Origin of the sequence: Methanopyrus kandleri AV19, assembly GCF_000007185.1 — an archaeon.
Classification (GTDB): domain Archaea; phylum JAADCQ01; class Methanopyri; order Methanopyrales; family Methanopyraceae; genus Methanopyrus; species Methanopyrus kandleri.
In genome coordinates, this window is the sequence record NC_003551.1 from 1,502,582 (window position 1) to 1,522,673 (window position 20,092).

26 protein-coding genes are annotated in these 20,092 nt (G+C 60.9%); 7 read left to right on the plus strand and 19 right to left on the minus strand.

Features of this window, described 5'->3' with window-relative positions:
• Positions 1-64 precede the first annotated feature (64 nt).
• Positions 65-979: a selenium metabolism-associated LysR family transcriptional regulator gene (locus tag MK_RS07915; RefSeq protein ID WP_011019850.1), complete on the plus strand. Its 915-nt coding sequence runs from the start codon at positions 65-67 to the stop codon at positions 977-979.
• Here MK_RS07915 and MK_RS07920 read toward each other — a convergent pair.
• The 6 genes from MK_RS07920 to MK_RS07945 all read right to left on the minus strand — a co-directional run bounded on the left by MK_RS07920 (position 954) and on the right by MK_RS07945 (position 4,817).
• Positions 954-1,457, minus strand: coding sequence for a hypothetical protein (locus MK_RS07920; protein WP_148679823.1), 504 nt, complete (start codon positions 1,455-1,457; stop codon positions 954-956). The genes MK_RS07915 and MK_RS07920 overlap by 26 nt on opposite strands.
• Positions 1,454-2,998, minus strand: a complete 1,545-nt coding sequence (locus MK_RS07925; RefSeq protein WP_011019851.1) for a dihydropteroate synthase-like protein — start codon at positions 2,996-2,998, stop codon at positions 1,454-1,456. The genes MK_RS07920 and MK_RS07925 overlap by 4 nt, the downstream gene beginning before the upstream one ends.
• A complete protein-coding gene (locus MK_RS07930; RefSeq protein WP_011019852.1) occupies positions 2,973-3,713 on the minus strand; it encodes a dihydromethanopterin reductase (acceptor) in 741 nt (246 codons plus the stop codon). The genes MK_RS07925 and MK_RS07930 overlap by 26 nt, the downstream gene beginning before the upstream one ends.
• A 25-nt stretch (positions 3,714-3,738) precedes the next feature.
• Positions 3,739-3,966, minus strand: coding sequence for a tetrahydromethanopterin S-methyltransferase subunit F (mtrF, locus tag MK_RS07935; protein WP_011019853.1), 228 nt, complete (start codon positions 3,964-3,966; stop codon positions 3,739-3,741).
• Between the two features lie 122 nt (positions 3,967-4,088).
• The gene (locus MK_RS07940; RefSeq protein ID WP_011019854.1) at positions 4,089-4,496 is read right to left on the minus strand and encodes an aconitase X swivel domain-containing protein; all 408 of its coding nucleotides are present in this window, start codon (positions 4,494-4,496) and stop codon (positions 4,089-4,091) included.
• Between the two features lie 123 nt (positions 4,497-4,619).
• On the minus strand, positions 4,620-4,817 hold the full coding sequence (locus MK_RS07945; RefSeq protein WP_011019855.1) for a methyl CoM reductase subunit alpha: 198 nt from the start codon (positions 4,815-4,817) through the stop codon (positions 4,620-4,622).
• A 289-nt stretch (positions 4,818-5,106) separates the two neighbouring features.
• On the opposite strand from MK_RS07945, the gene MK_RS07950 reads away from it, so the two are divergent.
• The 5 genes from MK_RS07950 to cutA all read left to right on the plus strand — a co-directional run bounded on the left by MK_RS07950 (position 5,107) and on the right by cutA (position 8,979).
• Complete coding sequence (locus MK_RS07950; RefSeq protein ID WP_011019856.1) at positions 5,107-6,156, plus strand: radical SAM protein; 1,050 nt, start codon at positions 5,107-5,109, stop codon at positions 6,154-6,156.
• Between the two features lie 122 nt (positions 6,157-6,278).
• On the plus strand, positions 6,279-7,211 hold the full coding sequence (gene cofD / locus MK_RS07955; RefSeq protein ID WP_011019857.1) for a 2-phospho-L-lactate transferase: 933 nt from the start codon (positions 6,279-6,281) through the stop codon (positions 7,209-7,211).
• 4 nt (positions 7,212-7,215) lie between these two features.
• Positions 7,216-7,917 carry a SagB/ThcOx family dehydrogenase gene (locus tag MK_RS07960; RefSeq protein WP_011019858.1) on the plus strand — a complete coding sequence of 234 codons (702 nt, stop codon included), beginning with the start codon at positions 7,216-7,218 and terminating at the stop codon, positions 7,915-7,917.
• 85 nt (positions 7,918-8,002) lie between these two features.
• The gene (locus MK_RS07965; RefSeq protein ID WP_011019859.1) at positions 8,003-8,593 is read left to right on the plus strand and encodes a HemK2/MTQ2 family protein methyltransferase; all 591 of its coding nucleotides are present in this window, start codon (positions 8,003-8,005) and stop codon (positions 8,591-8,593) included.
• A 68-nt stretch (positions 8,594-8,661) separates the two neighbouring features.
• Positions 8,662-8,979 carry a divalent-cation tolerance protein CutA gene (gene cutA, locus MK_RS07970; RefSeq protein ID WP_394296042.1) on the plus strand — a complete coding sequence of 106 codons (318 nt, stop codon included), beginning with the start codon at positions 8,662-8,664 and terminating at the stop codon, positions 8,977-8,979.
• Positions 8,980-8,998: 19 nt separating this feature from the next.
• Here the strand turns inward: cutA and MK_RS07975 are convergent, their stop codons facing one another.
• Entirely contained in the window at positions 8,999-10,357 is a 1,359-nt protein-coding gene (locus tag MK_RS07975) for an AIR synthase-related protein (RefSeq protein WP_011019861.1), read from the minus strand.
• Positions 10,358-10,921: 564 nt separating this feature from the next.
• Between MK_RS07975 and MK_RS07980 the strand changes: the two genes are divergently transcribed.
• Positions 10,922-11,161 (plus strand): hypothetical protein, encoded by a 240-nt coding sequence (locus MK_RS07980; RefSeq protein ID WP_394296043.1) that lies wholly within the window; start codon positions 10,922-10,924, stop codon positions 11,159-11,161.
• A gap of 116 nt (positions 11,162-11,277) precedes the next feature.
• On the opposite strand, the gene MK_RS07985 is transcribed toward MK_RS07980, so the two are convergent.
• The 12 genes from MK_RS07985 to MK_RS08040 all read right to left on the minus strand — a co-directional run bounded on the left by MK_RS07985 (position 11,278) and on the right by MK_RS08040 (position 20,070).
• On the minus strand, positions 11,278-11,787 hold the full coding sequence (locus tag MK_RS07985) for a precorrin-2 dehydrogenase/sirohydrochlorin ferrochelatase family protein (RefSeq protein WP_011019863.1): 510 nt from the start codon (positions 11,785-11,787) through the stop codon (positions 11,278-11,280).
• Positions 11,788-11,897: 110 nt separating this feature from the next.
• Complete coding sequence (locus MK_RS07990; RefSeq protein ID WP_011019864.1) at positions 11,898-12,668, minus strand: hypothetical protein; 771 nt, start codon at positions 12,666-12,668, stop codon at positions 11,898-11,900.
• Positions 12,669-12,671: 3 nt separating this feature from the next.
• Entirely contained in the window at positions 12,672-13,730 is a 1,059-nt protein-coding gene (locus MK_RS07995) for a DUF1786 domain-containing protein (RefSeq protein ID WP_226988749.1), read from the minus strand.
• The gene (locus tag MK_RS08000; RefSeq protein ID WP_011019866.1) at positions 13,714-14,331 is read right to left on the minus strand and encodes a kinase related to aspartokinase; all 618 of its coding nucleotides are present in this window, start codon (positions 14,329-14,331) and stop codon (positions 13,714-13,716) included. Before MK_RS08000 ends, MK_RS07995 begins: the two co-directional genes overlap by 17 nt.
• Positions 14,332-14,445: 114 nt before the next feature.
• Entirely contained in the window at positions 14,446-14,991 is a 546-nt protein-coding gene (locus MK_RS08005; protein ID WP_011019867.1) for a Ni,Fe-hydrogenase maturation factor, read from the minus strand.
• On the minus strand, positions 14,988-16,106 hold the full coding sequence (gene mfnA / locus MK_RS08010; protein WP_011019868.1) for a tyrosine decarboxylase MfnA: 1,119 nt from the start codon (positions 16,104-16,106) through the stop codon (positions 14,988-14,990). Before mfnA ends, MK_RS08005 begins: the two co-directional genes overlap by 4 nt.
• Positions 16,103-16,909 (minus strand): winged helix-turn-helix domain-containing protein, encoded by an 807-nt coding sequence (locus MK_RS08015; protein WP_011019869.1) that lies wholly within the window; start codon positions 16,907-16,909, stop codon positions 16,103-16,105. The genes mfnA and MK_RS08015 overlap by 4 nt, the downstream gene beginning before the upstream one ends.
• A gap of 3 nt (positions 16,910-16,912) precedes the next feature.
• Entirely contained in the window at positions 16,913-17,338 is a 426-nt protein-coding gene (nikR, locus tag MK_RS08020; RefSeq protein ID WP_011019870.1) for a nickel-responsive transcriptional regulator NikR, read from the minus strand.
• Between the two features lie 43 nt (positions 17,339-17,381).
• On the minus strand, positions 17,382-17,894 hold the full coding sequence (gene yjjX / locus MK_RS08025) for an inosine/xanthosine triphosphatase (protein ID WP_011019871.1): 513 nt from the start codon (positions 17,892-17,894) through the stop codon (positions 17,382-17,384).
• Positions 17,869-18,333, minus strand: a complete 465-nt coding sequence (locus tag MK_RS08030; protein WP_148679828.1) for a phosphopantetheine adenylyltransferase — start codon at positions 18,331-18,333, stop codon at positions 17,869-17,871. Before MK_RS08030 ends, yjjX begins: the two co-directional genes overlap by 26 nt.
• Positions 18,334-18,338: 5 nt before the next feature.
• Positions 18,339-19,340, minus strand: a complete 1,002-nt coding sequence (locus tag MK_RS08035; protein WP_148679829.1) for an ATPase — start codon at positions 19,338-19,340, stop codon at positions 18,339-18,341.
• Positions 19,249-20,070, minus strand: coding sequence for a DUF192 domain-containing protein (locus MK_RS08040; protein ID WP_011019874.1), 822 nt, complete (start codon positions 20,068-20,070; stop codon positions 19,249-19,251). Before MK_RS08040 ends, MK_RS08035 begins: the two co-directional genes overlap by 92 nt.
• Positions 20,071-20,092 lie beyond the last annotated feature (22 nt).

Below are 20,092 nucleotides of genomic sequence, written 5' to 3' on the forward strand. Positions count from 1 at the left end.
AGACGAGGGGGTGAGTGAAAGTCGGGATACCCGCCATCATACAACCTGATGGGTAGGTGATACATTGTCCGATCCGAGGTTCAGCTACTTCCGGACCTTCCGGGAAGTCGTCAGGCAGAAGAGTTTCTCGAAAGCCGCGGAAGCGCTCGGAATAACTCAAGGGACCGTCAGTAATCAAATCGCCTCACTAGAGCGGTTCTTCGACGCACGTCTCTTCGTCCGAACACCGGAAGGTGTCGAACTGACCGAAGAGGGCGAAATAGCCCTCGAAGCGATCGAGACAGTCCTGGACGCCGTAGAACGCGCCAAGGACAAGATCGCCGCTGTATCCAAGGAACCTTCGGGCAAGGTCCGCGTCTCGACCAGTACGGTACCCGGCGGATACCTACTTCCCGGCAGTGTCAAAGAGTTCCGCTCTGAGTACCCGAAGGTCGACGTGATAATCCGCGTGTGTGACTCACGCGAGGCGACCGAGCACGTGCTCAGCGGCGATGCCGACGTAGCGATAGTGGGAACCGACGCGTTCGTGACCAGGAAGAGCGTCGAGGTCGTACCGATAGCCTCCGAGGAACTCGTCGTAATCCTCCCGCCGGATCACGAGCTCGCCGATGCCATGGAGGTCAGTATCGACGATATCGTGGGCGAACCCTACGTCAACCGTGAGTCCGGTTCCGGAACCAGGAGGGAGGTAGAGAAGTACCTCAAGAGTCACGGGCTAGGGTTCGAGGATTTCAAGATCGTGGAGGAGGTGGGTAGCACCGAGGCCGTAATCACCTCGGTATCTCAGGGCGCTGGTATCAGCATCATCTCGGAGCGGGCCGCCAAGCGTGCCGAATCCGCCGGTCTGATCCGGATCGCCCGCCTCGAGGATAGACCCCGTAGGTTCTTCTACGCCCTCAAGTCGGACAAACCGCTCCACGCCAGCGCCACGGAGGCGTTCTGGGAGTTCCTCCTCAGCGAGTTCCGTGGAAAAAGTTAGCGAGGTACCTGGCTCGAGTCTTCAACGCCTCAAGAGGATCCTCGAACCCGTGTGAAGGTAATCCCCCTCCCTCGTAGTCAGGTTTCACGGGTGTCCCGCGTTCCGAGACCTTCACCCCGAGGTCCCAACACAGTTCTTTCACGAACCGTTTCTCGGAGCACACGGTGCCCTTCAGGGGAGCGAACTCCGACCACACCTTCAGAACCGAGACGGTGAACCGCACGAGGTCCTTCACGCCGGATCCGGACAGTACCCCGACCCTAAGTCCGGTCTTCAGCGCCTCGGAGAAGGAGGCTACCGATCCGGGGACCACGTGCTCGGCCCGGTATTCCACCCCCGGATCGAGTAGATCCCAAGAGACCACCAGGATATCCGCCTTGGTCCTTCGAAGGACCTCGGGATTGGGATCGACCACGTCGACGTCGAGGCTCAGACGCTCCAGTAATCTGGCGTAGTACGGCGTCGCCACGACCCTCAACGTTCCTCGACCTCCTCCAGGATCTTTAAATCGTGTAACAGGCGATCGTAGCGCTCTATCCCGTCATCCTGGATGTATTGACCGTAAGACTTCAGCCGCTCTTCCGCACGTGCCAGCTCGTACCCTAAGTACAGGGCGTGACGGAGGTCGGACAGCAGTCCCAGGGACACCGCCGCCGCCCCCAGTTCCAAGCCGTCGTCGGATTCTAAGCGTAACGGTTCGTCATCGCCGCATCTATGCTCTAAGATCAGGACGCCACGGTCATGGTCCGTCAGGATCACGAAGTCTCCGCGCACGTCTCGTTGTGGCTTCGAGGCGAAGCGCTCGGCGTCGAGACCCGACGCGCTGACACTATCGACACGTTTGTCTTTGAACACGACGAGGTCCAACCCGACGTCCTTGGGGAAACCGCCGAATTTGTGGGCCACGTAACACATCCTGGACGCCACCGCGAGCTCGAGCGTGCTCATCTTGGTCTTCCCGCTGGCCTCCGGAGTGAAGATTATAGAGCACTCCAGTTCGACCGCGAGCTGCGCGCAGAGGGCCGAAGTTCCGGGAGAATCGGCATCTATGAGCTCGAGCACGTTTCCCGCACCGAAGAAGAGTGGCGCCTCAGGGAACTCCTCGGCCACGGCGCGATATCGCACTATCGATTCCACGATACCTCCCGGTGGATCCATCACTGGGTCCAGGACGTAGTCGACGTCGCGACGTTCGCACAGATCGACCAGCTCTCGGAGCTGTCGGACGGCGATCTCGGGTTTCTTGTTCTCGGGGACTAAAACCACCGGCACGTCGTACTCATCCGCCAGGTCCACGGGCTCTTTTAAATCCGGGAACGCGTTGAGAAGGATGTCCGCGCCCGCCTCGACACCCGCCTCGAGAATGCCCGGGTCACCCGAGTCGATGCTCACCGCGACGCGATCTCCCACGCGATCCCGAACCGTCTCCACGATCTGGCGGACGTCCTCGGGAGACCGCTCGTGGAATCCCAGGTCGACTATTTCGGCACCCAGCTCCGCCCTTCTCTCCGCTTCAGACGCTGCCTCCTCCGGGGAAAGGTCATCAGCGAACACCTCGGACAGAACTCGCGGTCTACACCCTCGTGCGATCCTTACGGGCCCCACATCGATCCAACTCCGTTCGGGAATATCCCGCTCGACATCCCGAACCTTCCGTCCCAGCTCCCGTAGGATCTCGTCACGGAGCAGCACGCAGGCCGGCACGTCCTTGGAGGGGACGAATCCTTCCTCCATCTTGCGGAGGACCAGGGGAAGGTCACGGGCTTCCCGGGAGCTCAGCCTGAAGTCCGCGTCCAAGGCTTCGTCCAGCTTCCTGACGTCGCCACGGAACCAACCCGGTAGCAGGATGTAGTCGTACCGCGTGAGGTCCTCTCCGCGCAGCTGCTCGATGACGAAGCGCGTGGTCATCAGCGCGGCCACGTCGATGGGCAGTACCTTGACCTCGGCCCACTCGAAATCCTCCGCCGCCTTCCTGACGTCATCGGCGGCCAGCCTACCTGTCAGGAGTAGTACCCTCACCCGCGAGTTCCCCGAGTCGCTCCGGGATCTCCTCGGGGTGTCGTAAGACCTCGATACCTTCGATCCGCTCCAGTTTCCTCACGTTTTCCGCGTCGACGGATCTCACCCTCATCTCGTACTCTAGACCTCCGTGAATGGCATCCTCAGGACAAGCCTCGGCACACTTCCCACACCCCACACACCGCAGCAGCCGGATGAACGCTTTACCGTCCACCATGTCGATGGCGCTCCTCGGACACGCGTCCACGCAGATTCCGCATCCCTCGCATCGCTCCCTGAGCACCATATACGGTGTGATCGTGCGGATCTTCCCCTCCTCGTAGTCGCACGGGACCACCCAGACGGGGACGTCCCCTTTACCAGCCTGCGCCACAGCGTTCGTCACCAGGGTGTCCGCGATACCGTGTGCGATCTTGGCCACCGTGTTGGCGGTAGCCGGTGATACTATCAGTAGATCGTACTTTCCGAGCGCGAACCTACCGATGATCGGGCAGCTGGCACCCTCCTCTGACTGCGTGAACACCTCGCGGTAGAAGCCGCCCGGGCAGATCTCCCGCAGGTCGTCCCACAACCCGAACATCCGAACGACTTCCTCACCCGCCTCCGAGAGGAACGCACTGATCCGGTGCTCCCGGGAGATTTCTTTCATGATCTTGAACGTCTCCACCAGGAGGTGCGCGGCTCCCGTTATCCCCCAACCTATCCGGAGTCCCAACTGTCCACACCCGTAAAAAAGGGATTTAGAACGCGAGAAGCAGCAACGGCACCAACAACACGCCGGCGAAGACCATACCGCAGGCCAGTCCCGCGAACCTGTTCACGTTCAGACCGAAGTACAGCCTGGCGTCACGGCCGAAGAACTGGCTGGAGTCCCGTACGTCGTTCACGTAGGTGTCGGCTCGGTCCGTGTCCGCCATGGCCGGGGCGCCGATGATGACCTCCTTCAGCTCGGACCCTTCCTCCGCCAACGTCGCTCACCCTCGGACCCACTGACACCGGCACCTTTTCAACGTTGCGACCTCGTCCGACCCGGGGCGATGAGGAAGTGGGTCCGGCCGAACGGGATGAGGTGGGCTGGCGTTCCCGAGCCCTATACTTCTACCTTCCCACCGGGTAGAAGCTTCACGACGTCACCCGTGCTCAGTTCTTCCACGAGATCGCGCTCGGGTCTGTGAAACAGCGGGATATCCCCGAGAACGCACCCCACCACCAGGATCGGTTCGGCTTCACGCACCACGATACCCGCCGGTGCGGTGCCTCGATCCGCCATCTCCATCAACACGTACGATCCGACGGTGGAACCACGTCCGCCGGGTAGAACCAGCACACGGCCCGTCAGCTTCTCCCCGCAGAGCTCGTGGGACGGATCGACCACCTCGCCCGTTTTCGGGTCCACCCCGCCCAGGAAGGAAAGACGTTGTGAGGATACCAGGACTTCCGCCTCCACGGGCTCCTCGACGTCGACGACGGGCTCGCAGCGGACCGGCGACACGCTCACCCCGGACGTGGTGCTCGGAGGATACCATCGAAAAAACGATCGGGGCGTCAGCTGCACCCCGAGATATCGTAGTACTCTACGTTCAGCTCTAACCAGCGACGGTGACGCCGCCTCTTCCTCCGCTTACTCCGCGGGCACGATGAGGTCTCGCTCGCCCGCGGGCTCGAACTCTCGCAACGCGCCCTTTGCGAACTCCTTCCTCGGTGACTGGCGGTACCCACCGTAGACGTAGAACTTCGTGTGCTTCTCCTCCGGATCCTCCTCGAACTTCTCCTTAAGTGCCTTAATAAACAGCGCTTCCTCCTTGCTACGTTCGACCATTCACACCACCCCTGATCGTACTATCTATTACGATCACCGGAATTAGTAGGCATGCTAAAGTTTAAGTTGAAAATGCGAGGAAGCGGCGGGCGCCGGTTCGCGAATGTTACAATTAGCGGAACGATTTCGTGAACGTGATCCCGAGCGAGCCAGGTCTTGGGAGACCGTAGTCCCTACCGAACGGGAAATCAACCGCTAAGACGCGACATTATCGGGGGATTCGAAGATCCCGTACGAAATCGACGAGCGAGGGGTAGCGCACGAGATCGACGAGATCGACTTAGACCTGATGGAAGAGCCCGAGAACCTCGCCGTCGTGCCGCCGTCATGCGAAGCCGGACCGTGCGGTAACTCCTGCGTTTTCTGTTACATCAGGCAGAACCCACCCGAGGTGCTCAGAGAGCACGGTGGAAACGTGGATACGACTCGTCACGACACGTTGAACGATCCGCACCTGGAGGAGCGCGTCGAGCGAGCCCGCGACCGGTACCCCGACCTCCGACTCAGGATCGTGGACACCGCGGGGAACGTGGGAATCGACGAGGGACGCGTCGAGTCCCTGGCGGCGGCCGGGATAGACGAGGTTCAGATCTCGTTGCACACCACGGTTCCGGAGACGCGGAAGAAACTGATGGGGAACCCGAACGCGGACGAGTTGTTGGAGCTGCTACCGAAGTTCGAGGACGTCGGCATCGACGTCATCGCCGATCTAGTGCTCACTCCCGGATACAACCTCAGGGAGCTACCCCGCACGTGCGAAGACTTGGAGACGATGGGGGCCAGGCAGGTCCGCGTGTTTCCGGTCGGAGGTACGGACCTCGCCCGTGGGTTCCGGTTCCCCACCCGGAGGGAGTTGGAGTGGATGCGAGAGACCTCCCGGCGATTGGATTGTGAGCTGAATATTGAGGTGATACCCTCACCTACGATCGACGCGCTGCTAGGTGAACCCGCGTTCGACCCGCCGGATCTCCCGGAACCGGACTTCGAGGCCGTAATCGTCGTCGGTGAACTGGCCGCTCCTATTTTCGAACCGGCGGTCCGAGAGCTGGAGAACGTCGAGCTGCTCGTGGTGAAGAACCGGGTGTTCGGCGGTGTGATCGGGGCGTCGAGCCTGCTCACCGCGAAGGACGTTCTGAGGGAGATCGAGCGTTACGAGCCTCGGACGGAGTTCCCGGTCCTGATCCTCCCCGACGCCATGTTCAGTCCCGACGGCAGGACACTCGACGGGTGGTCCCGCGAGGAGTTAGTGGGGAAGTTAGCGGCGCTCGGGTACACGGTGGTGACGTGCAGAAAACCCGAAGAGGTCGCGAAAGTCCTCGCATCCCCCTCACCGTGGTGAGCCCTCCGCAAACGCTCCCTTCGTCATCCGTCCGTCCGGGGTGGGCTCGTCATCGGGCGCGCGGCAAGCCTTTTGGTGGACCCGCACCCGTCAGGTATGCTCGATCCCCACAGGCGCGGGGTTTGAACTTGCGATTGACGGTACTCTCCGGTGGCACCGGGACACCGAAGCTGCTCCGGGGCTTGCGGGAGCTAGAGGCGGACTTCTCGGTGATAGTCAACACCGGAGAGGACGACGAGATCCTCGGTCTGTACGTGTCCCCGGACGTGGATACGGTGCTATACACCCTCGCCGGCATCGTCAACGACGAAACCTGGTACGGTATCAAGGACGACGGGTTCCGTGGACACGAGTTCCTGGAGAGGCTAGGAGTTGACGAGCCCCTGAGGATCGGTGACGCCGACCGCGCGCTCAAGCAGTACCGGACGTACCTGATGCGGGAAAAGGGACTGAAGCTCTCCGAGGCCGTCGACGAGATCCGACGGCGGCTCGGTATCAAGTGGAAGGTGTACCCGATGACCGACGATCGGGTCACGACTATAGTCGAGACCGACGAAGGGGACTTACACTTCAGGGAGTTCTGGGTCGAGCGGGGCGGCAAGCCCCCGGTACGCGGAGTGAGGTACGAGGGGGCCGAGGAAGCCTCCCCGCCGCCCGACGCCGTCGACGAGTTGCTTAGGGCCGACGTGGTCCTGATAGGCCCTAGCAATCCGGTGACGAGTATCGGGCCTATACTATCGATCTCCGAAATCCGCCACATCGTCCGGGAGAAACCCGTCGTGATGGTGTCCCCGTTCATCGGGCGCGAGCCCGTGAGTGGTCCTGCGGGTAAGCTCATGAGAGCCGTCGGTTTCGAGCCCTCGGTCCGTGGTCTCGTGGAGTACTACCGGGAGTGGGGTGTAGAACCGGACGTCCTGATCATGGACGAGCGGGACGACGTGGAACTCCCCGAGGGATTGGAAGTCGTTCGGACCGACACCCTCATGCGCGATGAGAAGGACTCCGTGAGGCTAGCTCGCGAGGTCCTCCGTATCGTGGAGGAATTGGTGGGGTAACACGATGTCACCACGACTCGTTGTACCCGCCGCCGTGGTCGTCGTCGCGATCGGTCTCCTGGCTTATTGGTACCTTTACCCCTCCGAGGGGGCTTCGGAGGTGCCTATCAAGGCCAAGATCGAGCTCCCCAAGCCCCTGGAGCTGAAAATGTCGGTGTCCGAGGCGTTGAAGAAGCGCCGATCGATCCGCGAGTACCGGGACGAATCCATAACCCTCCGAGAGCTCGCCACGGTGCTATGGGCCGCGCAGGGGATCACGGATCCGCGCGGTTTCCGCACGGCGCCCAGCGCGGGCGCGCTGTACCCGCTGAGAGTCTTCGTCGTGGTCCGCAAGGTCGAAGGGTTGGCCCCTGGCATCTACGTGTACGATCCCAAGACCCACACGCTCGGTCTCGTCAGGCGGGGTAATTTCACGACGGAACTGCAGCGGGCCTGTCTCGATCAGGAGTGGGTGGGCCACGCCGCCGTTGACCTCGTCATCGTCGGGTACGAGCGGGTGTTGCAACCCAGATATGGCGAACGTTCCTTCCGGTACATGGCGCTCGAGGCCGGGCACGTCGGTCAGAACATCTACCTGGCGTGCACCGCACTGGGACTGGGGACGGTCGCGGTGGGCGCGTTCTACGACGACCGAGTGAAGGAGATCCTCGGGATAACCGAGGGGGACGCCGTACCGCTGTACGTGTTCCCGATAGGACGGAGGTGATCGGGTCAGCACCCTCGGGACATCTCATCCCGATCCCGGTCGAGCTGGGGCTAATCTCCATCATCCCCGAGAGCGGGTGGATCCCGTGGGGGTAGCGGTTCGGGACGTCGTCAGGTACGGGCGACTGAAGCTCCTGGTGTTCGAGAACGTGTACCCGCCTGCCGAGGATTCGTTCCTACTCGCCGAGCACCAAGGGGTATCCGGCTCCGAGCGGGTCTTGGACGTCGGGACGGGATGCGGCATTCAAGGGTTATCGGCGGCCGCGAAAGGCTGTGAGGTGGTAGCGACGGACGTCAACCCCGCGGCCGTCCACTGCGCACGGTGGAACGCCCACCTCAACGACCTGAACATCGACGTTCGTGTGGGAGACCTGTTCGAGCCCGTCCGCGATGAGCGGTTCGACATCGTCCTGTTCAACCCACCTTACCTACCCGGCCGTGAACTGCCCGGAAGCGATCCCATTTCCCGAGCCACCGAAGACCCCGCCGTCATCCGCCGCTTCCTAAAAGATCTCCTCCGGGAAGAGATTCGCTGGGACGAGGCTAGGATCGTCGTGTCCAGCCTGACCCCGAAGAAGTACCTGGAACCCCTGCAGCGTTTCGAGGTGGAAATCGTGGCCGAGGAACCCCTGTTTTTCGAGAAGATCCGCGTGCTCGCGCTTCGACCGTCCCGATGAAATTTGTGCGAGCGTAGTGAGGAGAGCGACACGGTAATCTTCCGACAGTCAACACCACCTCCGCGGGGGTGAGCCGGTTGTTCGTCGTCGTCTACTCGACGGCCGAGGATGAGGAAGAGGCCAAACGGATAGCGCGGAAGCTGGTCGAGGAGGACCTCGCCGCGTGCGTGAACCTCTGGCCGATACGATCCGTGTATGAGTGGGGGGGCGAGCTATGCGAAGACGAGGAGTATGCCCTCCTCGTCAAGACGACCGCGGAGCGTGCGGAGGAGGTAGTGGAAAGGATCGTAGAGTTACACTCCTACGAAACGCCCGCGGTACTGGTCTTACCCGTATTGGGTGGATTCGAGGGGTTCTTGGAGTGGATCCGAGAGCAAACCCGCTGACATAACGGCCTCACCACGGTCATTCCCCGAGCCGCTCGAGTACCCACCGCAGCTTCCGTTCGGCCTCCTCGTACGCTCGCCTGACCCGCTCCTTCATTTCTTCGAACTCCTCGGGATGCTCCTCCCCGATGACACGTTTCACCTTAGTGTACGCGGTTTCCCGGAACTTCACGTCCAGCTCGACTTCCTCTCCGTCCCGTTCGAGGACGACGCCGGAGCCCTCCTCAACGCGACCAACGACGTCCGCCCGCACCCCGACGCCGTTGAGGGCTTCCACGCACCGTTCGGCCACGTCTTCCGGTGCGATCACCATGAGCATGTCCAGGGATAGCCCGAGGTAATCGATGTCGAGTTCGTCGAGCATCCGGAGGACGCGATCGTTGACGAGGGAGCGCACGGTTTCCTCGTCGAAAACCAAGCGGACGCCCGCGGTCTCGGAGATCTCCGTCGCGTCCCCCCGGATACCCCCGTTCGTGATGTCAGTCATGGCGTGAACCTCGGAGAGCAGGTTCTCCTCCCGGAGCGCCTCAACCGCCCGGACGAAGTCCACGTTGAGGGTCTCCTCAACCACGTCGTAGTACCCGTGGTAGATCGCTGTCGTGGAGATCGTACCGCCGCCCGCGCCCTCGGTGAGCACGATCAGATCACCCGGCTCGGCATCTCTCCGCGGTGTGAGCTCGTCCGGCCGCGCGGTACCGACGCAGGCTACACCCGCGACCAGGCGTCGCCCTAGCACCATGTCTCCTCCCACGCGCAGGGTGCTACCCGCGAGTATCGGTACGCCGGTCGCCGCGCCCACCGCGGTCACACCCGCTGTGAAGTCGAAAAGACGACCTACATCTCCGTCGTCGGCTAGATGCAGATCGACGAGGAGACCACGAGGACGTGCCCCGTTCACGAGGACGTCCCGCATGGCGGCTCGGGTCGCGTGGAAGCCGGCGAGAAAGGGGAACTCACTGAGCCTCGAGTGCATACCGTCCACGGCACTCACGAGGATCACCTCGTCCGGGTCTATACGAACGGCACCCGCATCGTCGCGCTCCTCGGGCGATACTAGCGCGCCTTCCGAGGCCTTAGCGGCGAGCCTAGTAAGCAGCTCGTGGACGAAGAAGTCTCCCTCACCCCGTGATCCCACTCCCATTTCGCCCATGCCCACGCCCGATTCGGGCGGGCGAAGGATGTCCCCGACTCTCCCTCCGAGGAAGTGAGCCTTCCGGACGTGGTGTACTTCCTCCAGAACGGCGTCGACGAACTCGCGGATCTCATCTTCCGACCAGTCCCGCTTCCAGATCTTCACCAGATCGGTGAGTAGCTCCCGAATCTCATCCTCGGATGCGCCAGCCTCCAGCATGTGCAAGGATAATCCCTCTAGGTCCATGGGAGTACCCCCCGTAGGGCGCCGAGCGCCCTGAAGCTTATAGACCCGATTCTCAGCGCCCGTTCGACCGTCGTGAGTGGAACACGACGTTACGCACGAGATGTCAACGTCGTCCACGTATAGACTCCTGAGTCTTGTGCATTGTACTTTCCAGGTCCCAAGTTATTTTCCTGTTGCCAATTAGTAGTAACGTTATGTTTTCAGTTAGTAAGTTATAAGTATGCCGTATGAAGCCTCTTGAGCTGCAGAAAGTAATGGGGAAAATCAACAAATGTGTGCCAATATAATCATCAGAATACAAACTTAAAGATCTCAATTTGTAGTGTTAGCTAAATATGTTACAAACTCAATATCTCGTCTACTTCTTGTGATTCATGCGGTAGACACTACAGGCTCAGGACAGCGCCAAATTTAATACCAAGTACCGGCAACATGTTTCCCGCACCGGGGGTATCGGTACGGGGTAGGGATAGCACTCCTAGCTTAAAGGATAGTGTACCCCCTATCCCAGTCCGTCGAGATGGCCGGTTCGAGAAGAATTCCACGACGTCACCCGGGGTGAGGATGAAGGTGAGCGGGGCTGAACTCATCCGAGAGCTAATCATGGAACTACGGGCCCTCAGGCACGAAATCCACATGCTGAGGGTGGAACTGGAGAAGTTACGTAGCGAGGTAAACGAGGTGGAACCCGACGATGACTTCTCGGAGCTCCTCCCACAGTCTGAACACGTCCCGGAGGTTGTGATCGAAGACAGCGGTTTAGGACCCGACTCCGTGGCCGGGGAAAGATGGCGGCTGTTGTAACGGTGGTCCGTTGCGCACTCCCTAGGTAGACGTCATCCTGACCACATACCTCAAACGTTGTACAACCCGATACCACACGTTACCGTTCGACCCCGTACGGAAGGCCCTGACGGACGTCACTGGTCCTGCCACCTGAGCCCCTCCAGTTCGTTTATCACGCGTTCCAACGACCACTTCCGTGCATCCTCGGACAGTTCGGCGGCCTTCCTTAGGGTGGGACCCAAGAGCTCCGCCGCGATCATTCGGAGTGCCTTAGTCACTCGGGGTTTACCGGTGGAGATAGCCAGTACAGCGTCCCCACTCCGGAGTACGGAGGGGAACCGCACTTTCGGTCTCGGAGTGTCGACGCGGTTAACGAGCGACAACGCCCTTTCCAATCGGGCGTTCAAGTCCGGGTCGTCCGTCGCCACCACGTAAAGGTCCGCCTCGGGTAGATCTTCAGGCCCTTTCACCTTCCGACGCACGAACCTCACGGGTAGATCACGGATCCACTCAGACTCCTCCGGCGCAACGACGATCACGTCGACCCCGAGATCGACCAGGGTGCGCGCCTTCCGTTCGGCGACACGTCCACCACCCACGATCACCGCCCGCTCAACCCGGACGAACAACGGTACATACGGCAAGCTCCGACCCCGATCGACCCTCTCATCGTCCGCACTTGAAACCGCTCGACTTCGGGCTCGGCGTGTCGACCGTATATTCTCCCAAGATTCCGAAGTGGACGGGACGACGCTCACGCGTTCGGGAACTTCCTGTCCCAGTTAGGTTCTTCCAGCAGTCGCTGGCCGTAGACCTCGCGTCGATGCTCGGGCGACATTCTGAGCAAATTGCGTAGAAGTTCGGGGGCGTCCTTGGTCTTCACACGGAGCTCTGGGTTAAGCCGGGGCGTTCCTACTACCCCGTGGACGTCCACGGGGATGAGACCCAGGTATTCGCCGGAAACCAGGTCGAAGGAAGCGGCGATACCTATCCGGGCGTCCCCGCGGAGTATGGTCCGCTGCATCGCCTCGAACCCGCACACGTACCGTTCCACACTCGGCTCGACGATCTCGAACCCCGCCTTTTTCAGGATCTCTTTGAGCTCCGTGTCGTATTTCCGGGCCGCCTTGCACTTCCGGTTCGGCATCACGACGGCGTTCGAGTGTGGTTCTCGGATCGGCTCGGGTTCCTCGGGCTCCACCTCCTCCACGTCGGGAAACAGCTCGAAGACGCGGTCGATCCCATCTTCCGGTCCACCGACCACTAGGACGTCGTCTCCCGGCCGTGCATCGACTATCTGTGCGACCCATGGTGTTATGCATGTGGAGGAGAGGCAGCCCTCGGGCGTCACGGTTCCGGTGATGGCGTTGCCGTCGACGCTGACGCGGAACCCGACGAGCCGTTTGAGCTCGAAATGCAGGTGCATAGGAGCGTGGCCGGTCCTGAAGACGTAGATGCGGTCGGGATCACCCATGAACAGCCACCTGGGGTCTAGGATGTCGGTGGCGTCCACGTACACCGTCAACGATCACTCTCCCCGGTCGGTCAGGTACACCGCGGGCCCGTACGCCGGCATCATCCGATCGGGGAAGCGTTCCGGATCGCGACCTAACTGAAACTCGGGCTTCTTCGGTCCTAAGGAGACGATGTCCTCCAGCTCGTCCCAATCCATCGGTGAGACGTTGTGGCAACCGTGACCGCCGTCCCGGTAGACGTCCTCGTTCTCGAGTTTACCTTCCACGAACTCGCGGATCTGCCTCTCGAACTTCTCCGACGATAACCGGATCGTGTGGTGCTCGTAGACACCGACGATCCTGTCACCGTCGAAGAGGAACGCCGTTACGTGCCCCGTCCCGTAGTCGATCACCAGGAGTCTGTCCGCGTCCGAGTCGACACGCCCGAGCATGGCGATCGGGACCTTCGAGTCCATCGCAACGGCGTCGACGCCCGCCGATTCCGCTTCCATGTAGGCCGCGCGTAGTCTTGGGAAGCTCTCGGGCGGGACGTCGTCGAACGTCATCCGATCGGGCCTGCAGCCGTTCGCCCCGAGATACCGGCGGAACAGTCGCTCGAACCTGTGCTTCCGGTTAGACTCGTAGTCCGGGTGGTAACCGTGGTCCTGGACGCAAGCCACGACCGTCTCTACGCCGTCCATGTCGACGTTCGAACGCTGTAGCGCCTCGAACACGTCCGAAACGCGGAAGTCGTACGTTTCGACCACGGGGGAATCCGGTGGAACCTCCTCGATGGGGTCCTCGACGATATGGAGACGGGGCATTTCCTCCAACCTGCGCACGTCGTTATGAAGCGTCAGCGCCGCATCGAGCTCCGCGTAGATCTCGGTGCCTTTTTTCATGAGTCTCTTGAACTCTCGAGTGGTGGGTCCCCCACCCATGGGGACGCCGATCAGCGCCAAGTATCTCGGCGGTTCTCGCAGCATGAAGCGCAACCTCTGAGCTAGCGTCGATACGCGCGAGGGTCCCACGAACCGCGGTGAGTACTCGGGATCCCCGGTGTAGGCCACCACGTCGGTCGTTCCTACTCCCACGTCGATGACGACAGTCTTCACCTCACCCCGGAACGACACGGGTTCCAACGAACTCCTCCCCACGCATGGCTCTCAAGAGGTTGTCCGGGTTTCCTGCGTAAACAACGCGGAGCTCGAGATCGTACTCCTCCGCGAGCCGGGGAGCTACGGGGTCCAAGGCGGTCCAGTTCCCCTCCAGCTCCCGGGCATCGATTTCGCGGATCAGAGAACTGGGATCGTCCGGATCCTCCAGGATACCGGGCACATCCTTGGCGAACACGACCAGGTTCGCGTTCGCCTCGGCTGCGACGTACACCGAGATAGCGTCGGAGGTGATCTCCCACGAATGTGGTAAAGGGTCCTTCATCCTGAGGTAACGGTACGGCAGTAACACCAGTTTGCCGCCGAACTCGGGCTCCTCCGTGGTCGGCAGGTCGAGTAGGTCCGAGAGCAGGTACCCGGTCTGGTCCATCGCGGCTATCGCCATCCAGTGGGCCGCGTCGTCGGACAGGTCCCCGTCCTCGTAGACCTCCCGCACGATGTTCGCGAACCTCCATCCTCCCGGTACTACTAGGAGCTCGCCTTCGAACGCGGTGATAGCGTTCTTCACGGCGTCGACTTCCTTCACTGCCCCGGTTCCCGCTTTGAGGACTACCTTCACGATTTCAGCAACCCTTCCAGCTTGTCCCTCAGGATACGCACGTCGGTGCGTTCGGTCTCGGTTTCCGCCTTCCGCTCGGCTCTCTCGAGGAACCTAAGGATGCATTCTGGGTCTTCACAGCGGTCGTACGCTTCCTCGAGTAGTCTGCGCGCTTTTTTGGCGTTCTCGATGTAAGGCCGCGCTTCCACGTAGACCTCTATCAGTAGGTCCTTCAGTTCCTTCGAGGACGACATCCCTCACCACCCGCACGACCGCGTCGGCGACGCTCTTAGCCTCCGGGGACATCGGACCGAATCCCGACTTCACGGGGACGAAGCCTATCAGCAGACGGACGTCCATCAGCTCGTCGGGAGGTGGCCCGTGGGAACCCCTGTCCGGACCGAGCCTCGGCTCCTTTACCACCACCAGTGTACCGGGCTCGCGATCGACACGCACCGTGTCGACTAGGACGACGGGCTCGTTCGGTAGTCGAAGGCGCTCGAGCCACACGCCGGCGGCCACGGCTTTGAACTTGTGGGTCTTGAGGGGAGAAAGGCGTCGTGCGACCCAGTGTCCGAACCCGTCATCCGCGGCCAACGGGTTGCCGAGTCCGACTAGAACGAAGCCTTCTCCCAGCAGTTCTCGGAGGTAGTCTCGGAGGGGATCCAAGGGTCCGATCATCCACCCAGCACCCTGGCGACGAGCTCGAGGAACCGTGAGACCGTCTCCGCGTCGAGGTGTGGCATCATCACTATCCTGACTCCGAGAGGCTTGGTGGAAACTGAGATCTTCCAACCCTCCCGCTCCGATTCCCGCAACAGTCGTTCCGCGGTCCCTCGGTCGGGCAACCGGATATTCACCAAGTTAAGATGGGGCGGGTCCACGGCCAGCTCTAGGCCGAGTTCCCTGGCCTTCTCCGCGACTTTCAGGGTCTCTTCGTAACATCTGAAGGCTATCCTCCGGTACCCCTCTTCCCCGAGCTCCAATATGTTCGCGTAGAGCGCCAGAACCGGGGCTCCGGGTCGTGTGCCGGTGATGGTGTACTGTGACGCCCCACCTCCCGACAAGTAAGGCGCGTACACCTCGATAGCTTTCGGGAACTCGTCATCTCGGAACACGATGCCGCCCGCTGGCGGAGGTACCAGCCCCATTTTGTGAGGATCGACGGTGACAGATACCACCGCCTCCAGATCGAAGCCGAAACGTGGTAGTGGGTACTCCTCCCGGAGGAACGGTGCCGTGAAGCCCCCGAACGCCGCGTCCACGTGAAGCGGAACGCCGTGGTCCTCCGCCACGTCCGACAGCGCCTCGATGTCGTCGACGGACCCCGTCTCGGTGGTACCGACGATACCGACGATCAGCGCGGTATCCCGGGAAATCAGGTCCTGAACGGCGTCTACATCCACGGTGTAGTCGGACCTCAGCGGCGCCTCGACGAGCTTCATACGTAACATCCGTGCAGCCTTCTCGAAGGAGAAATGGCGAGTGGCGGGGACGATGATTTCCCTACCACCGGTGACCTCCCGAGCCGCGTACGCCGCCAGGATGTTGGCTTCGGTGCCTCCCGATACTATGCTACCTTCGGCCTCCTCAGGGGCGGGGTGGTCGAGGAGCGTCTCCGCCAACCATCCGATGCACTCACGCTCGGCGCGGTACGCGTTCGGAAAGAGGTAAGGATCACCCAAGTTGACGTGAAGCCCAGCCACGAACGCTTCGGCGGCGACGGGGTGCGGTTCGGTGCACATGGATCCGAGCACGGTACCGTCGGAGTAATCCGAGTCCCGCTGGAGGATCACACGTACTGGATCCGGTATTCGGCTCCCCGCCGTTCCGCCTTGTCCCTCGCCCTCCTCAGCATGGGGGTGGTGATCACTACCAACGCCTTCAGACCCTTGAGCGCCGCCATGATAGCTCCGTCCACCACCCCGAACTTCAGGTCTGGTTCGATCCCGAGCATGTTCAGGGCGGCCCTCGCCGCAGTGCCCGCCGCTCCGATCAGATCGTAGTCCTCCTTCTCCAGCACTTCTTTCAGCCTGTCGAGGTCCAGTTTGCGAGTCCCTCCTTCGCGCGCACTCGGGACGCATACGAACACCACCTCCCCTCTCTCGAGCCCCGGGATGTCGCCCTCAATGTTCGTCACCGGCAGGTCTTGTCCTTTCTCCGCGTCGGCTTGGGCTATGGCTCGTGCTCCGGTTTTACGACTCTTCGACGCGTACAACAGCCCGTCTTCCATGTACAGGTAAATCTCTTCTCCCTTCCGGATATCCTCCGCGGCGATGGCCGCCCACGTCATGCGCTTCCCCAGAGCTTCCGCGATTTTAGCCGAGAACCTCCGGATATTATTAATAGATTCGAGAGCTTTCTCGGCCCCTTTATCAGTCAGAACGTACTCAGCTCGACCTTTTTTCTCTACCAACCCTTCATCGATAAGTTCCTTTACGTAGTTGTGAATAGCCTGTAAAGAGACCCCCAACTCGCCCCCAATGTCACCTAAATGAACTCTAGGTTGACGCAATCCAATAAACGCCAATATCAAAGATTTCATCAGTTCACGTCTATCTTTTAGCTCATTGGGCACCCTGATGGGCCCTTCTTCCATTTCTTATTCACCCTCACTCGAAACTACAGTCAGCTTAGCTTGTTCCACCCCTCGAACTCCACGAATGCGCTTCGCGAGCTCGGCAATGCGCTTTCCAGGTCCTTGTAGCAGCAGTACCTCGAGGCACTTCTCGGGAGAAACGTGTATGTGCGTCGTCGATATTATCACATCCGTGAATTCGTGCTGCACTTTCACTAGCTCGGGCTCGGCGCGCTCGTGCTGGAACACGTACGTCAGGGCGCCGAAGTACTCCTCATCTCCTACCCGCTCGGTCCATTCGATCCTCTGGAGGTACTCCCGTAGCGCCTGGCGGAAGATCTCCGACCGACTCGCAAAGTATCCCGAGGCTATTAGCTCGTTGACTTTCTGGAGCAGCTGCTCGGGTACGGTTATCGAGGTTCGTACTAAATTATCCTCACCTTTGTTCACCCAAGGATCCCCCCACACGGCCGGTTAATACTTGATAACACCATCATCTTGAAGTCTCGAGACCTATTAAAGCCATCAGGATCGCGAGCTCGCAGAGGTCTTCCCTCAACACCTTCCCGTTGGATAGTACCCCTATCGCACCGGAGCGCTTGCCTATCTCCCGGACTCCGACGAGCTCCGAGAAGACTTCTCCTACCTCCTCACCCGAGAGCGCTTCCTCCGTGACGTCGGGAGGCAGTTGGAACCCCGGGCTCGTTCCCACCGTCTCTCGTCCTTTGGGGTCCCGCACCACGGCCACGTGGAGATCCACGTAGACGTCACCGACTCTTATCAGTCCGGCTTCCAAGCCCACAGAGTAGCTACCTCGGTTCCACGCCTCCCGAGCCCTGTTCTTAGCACCCTGATGAACCTCCTCCATCCCCACGGGTTGAGGTGGTACCCCTGGGTCGACGCTCACCGCCTCGACGGTGATCTCACGGTCCGGAAACGTTCTGAGAAATGCACGCTCCGTCGCCCGGACTTTCACGGGGTTAGTCGTCCCGACACGGACCTTCATCCACCTCTCCCCGCAGCCGGCTGGAGGATATCTTCCTACCGTCACCGTCCAGCACGAACGGAATGACGACGATGGATAACGGTGGAAAACCGCGCTTCCTCCTGAGCTCGTTGATCTCCAACGCCACCGGTTCCGTCTCCGGACTCACGACGATCGCGTCCATCTCGTCGTCTTCCAGCGTCGTGCCGTAGCGATCCTCCAACGGAACGATCTCAACTCGATCCGACGCTCCTTTCTCCTCGACGAACCTTCGGACGGCCCGCACCCTCTCCTCGAAGGGTTCGACCCCTTTCTTCCCCTCCTCACGGACGAAGGAGTCCGTCGTGACACCTATCACCACTCGGTCTCCCAGCTCGAGCGCTACGGACAACAGGCGCTGGTGACCCAGGTGTAACCTGTCGAATGTACCTCCGACGACCACTTTGCGGAACCTGGCCAAGGGAGTCAACCTCCTAAGATGTCGTATACGGCCTTCAGCGCTTCACCTACCTCCAAGAAGCCATGGCGGAGTTCCCGGAGTACTCTCTGGATCGAGGCTCTTCGTAGGTGCGGGTGGCGTTGGTGAACTTGATGCAGGAACGGACACGCGTACTTATAGTCGTGAAACTCCGGGAGAACCTCCTCTACGAGGCGGCGTAGCTCGAACTTGGTTTTCGCCAGGGCCGCGGGGACATGGAGTTTGAACCGATCGTCCTCGGGTTGCACGCAGTGATGGCCCGTGGGCAATCCGTCCCCGAACGCTACGACGTCGGTATCGGCTTCCCCCATCACTCTCTTCCGAATCTTAGCGTTACAGCGCCCACAAGGGTGGAAGCGACCCTCATTCAGCGCTCCCTCCACGACGTCGGACAGGTCTTCCTCGACGAACTTGGGTTCCGTGCCGAGGTACTCGGAGAGTATCTCGACGTTTCTGCGCAGCTTAGGCGGTAAGAACATCGGACCCGGGTCTACCGTGACGGACTCGACCTCGTAACCCAGCTTTCGGAGTATTATCGCGGAGGCCGTACTGTCGTATCCACCCGACGCCGCCACGGTGATCCGCATGTCGCGGGGTTCCTCTCCCTCCCAGCGTTCCCAGTAATCCCACGGCAGCTCCCCGTGGAGCCTGGCTTTCTCTATTTCGATCCCCCGAAGGACGCCCTCTAACTCGGGCTGGCGGCGGGAGTACCGCTCGAGGATCTCACGCGAGGCATCCAACCTCAACAGTCTCACCTTCAGATCCGTCCAGGCCTGGACGACCACGCGGTCTATACCGAGCTCCTCTTTAAGTCTGCCGGCGACGTATCCACCCGGACCGATGAAGTAAGACATGTCGGAACGATCCCTACCTACGATCACTAGCGTGCCGTCCTCCTCACGTACGTCCACGATGTCGGGTTCTCCCTTCCCCTTCGTTCCTATCTCCTTCCTCAGCCTGTTCACTACCGTCATCAGCTCCTTTTTCACGCTGCTTTCCCCACCGCACCGGTTTGGGTTCCTTTCGGTACATGAGCTCTCCACCGGGGCGGGAGATACCGATCTTCTCGAGGACCGAATGCGCATCCTTTACGATCACGACGAGAGAATGATCGTCGGAGAGTATCTTCGCCCGCCCCTCGACGATCTCGACGCTGTCCCCAAACGTCTCTTTAATGGTGTCCGCGACGATGTACTTGTCCTCCCCCGAGATGTGGATGCAACCAGTGTCCTTGTTGTAGAACACCTCGCCCTGTAGCCCGGATTTAGCTACCGCCCGCATGATCACCTGGGCGAGCTTTCTCGTGACCAGCTTCCGGTTGAGGATCCTGACGGCCAGCTCCGATTCGAGGTCCCCCGCCACAACTTCAACGGAGTCGCCGACCTCAGTATCGGTCGCGCTGACGATGCCAGCCGGGAGCTCCACGATCTCCTCAGGAGGTTCTTCTGGTACGTACACTCGCCATGGCTTAAGGCGCTCGACCACGTCCACCACTTCCCCGTCCGCCAGGAACACCACGTCGATCGGGAAGCGCATGAAGAAGGTGTGGATCGCGCAGCGTCTGCGTCCGCGGTAAGGGGGCTTCAGGATCAGCCCCTCTCCCTCCTCCAACCTTCGACGGAACATCAACCCCCGAAGCCTCGCGAGGAACGACTCCGCGATCTCGGCACTGTGAGCCAGTACGGTACCCTTGCTCCGGTTAATCACCGCGGCTTTCAATTAACGCACCCCGGGGGGTGCG

What these genes read in the sequence shown, in the direction of transcription:
- MK_RS07945 (WP_011019855.1), bottom strand. Translation starts at nt 4,817, where the DNA reads ATGGTCGAACGTAGCAAGGAGGAAGCGCTGTTTATTAAGGCACTTAAG.
- MK_RS07950 (WP_011019856.1), top strand. Translation starts at nt 5,107, where the DNA reads ATGGAAGAGCCCGAGAACCTCGCCGTCGTGCCGCCGTCATGCGAAGCC.
- MK_RS07960 (WP_011019858.1), top strand. Translation starts at nt 7,216, where the DNA reads ATGTCACCACGACTCGTTGTACCCGCCGCCGTGGTCGTCGTCGCGATC.
- MK_RS07975 (WP_011019861.1), bottom strand. Translation starts at nt 10,357, where the DNA reads ATGGACCTAGAGGGATTATCCTTGCACATGCTGGAGGCTGGCGCATCC.
- MK_RS07980 (WP_394296043.1), top strand. Translation starts at nt 10,922, where the DNA reads ATGAAGGTGAGCGGGGCTGAACTCATCCGAGAGCTAATCATGGAACTA.
- MK_RS08005 (WP_011019867.1), bottom strand. Translation starts at nt 14,991, where the DNA reads ATGATCGGACCCTTGGATCCCCTCCGAGACTACCTCCGAGAACTGCTG.
- MK_RS08015 (WP_011019869.1), bottom strand. Translation starts at nt 16,909, where the DNA reads ATGGAAGAAGGGCCCATCAGGGTGCCCAATGAGCTAAAAGATAGACGT.
- yjjX (WP_011019871.1), bottom strand. Translation starts at nt 17,894, where the DNA reads ATGAAGGTCCGTGTCGGGACGACTAACCCCGTGAAAGTCCGGGCGACG.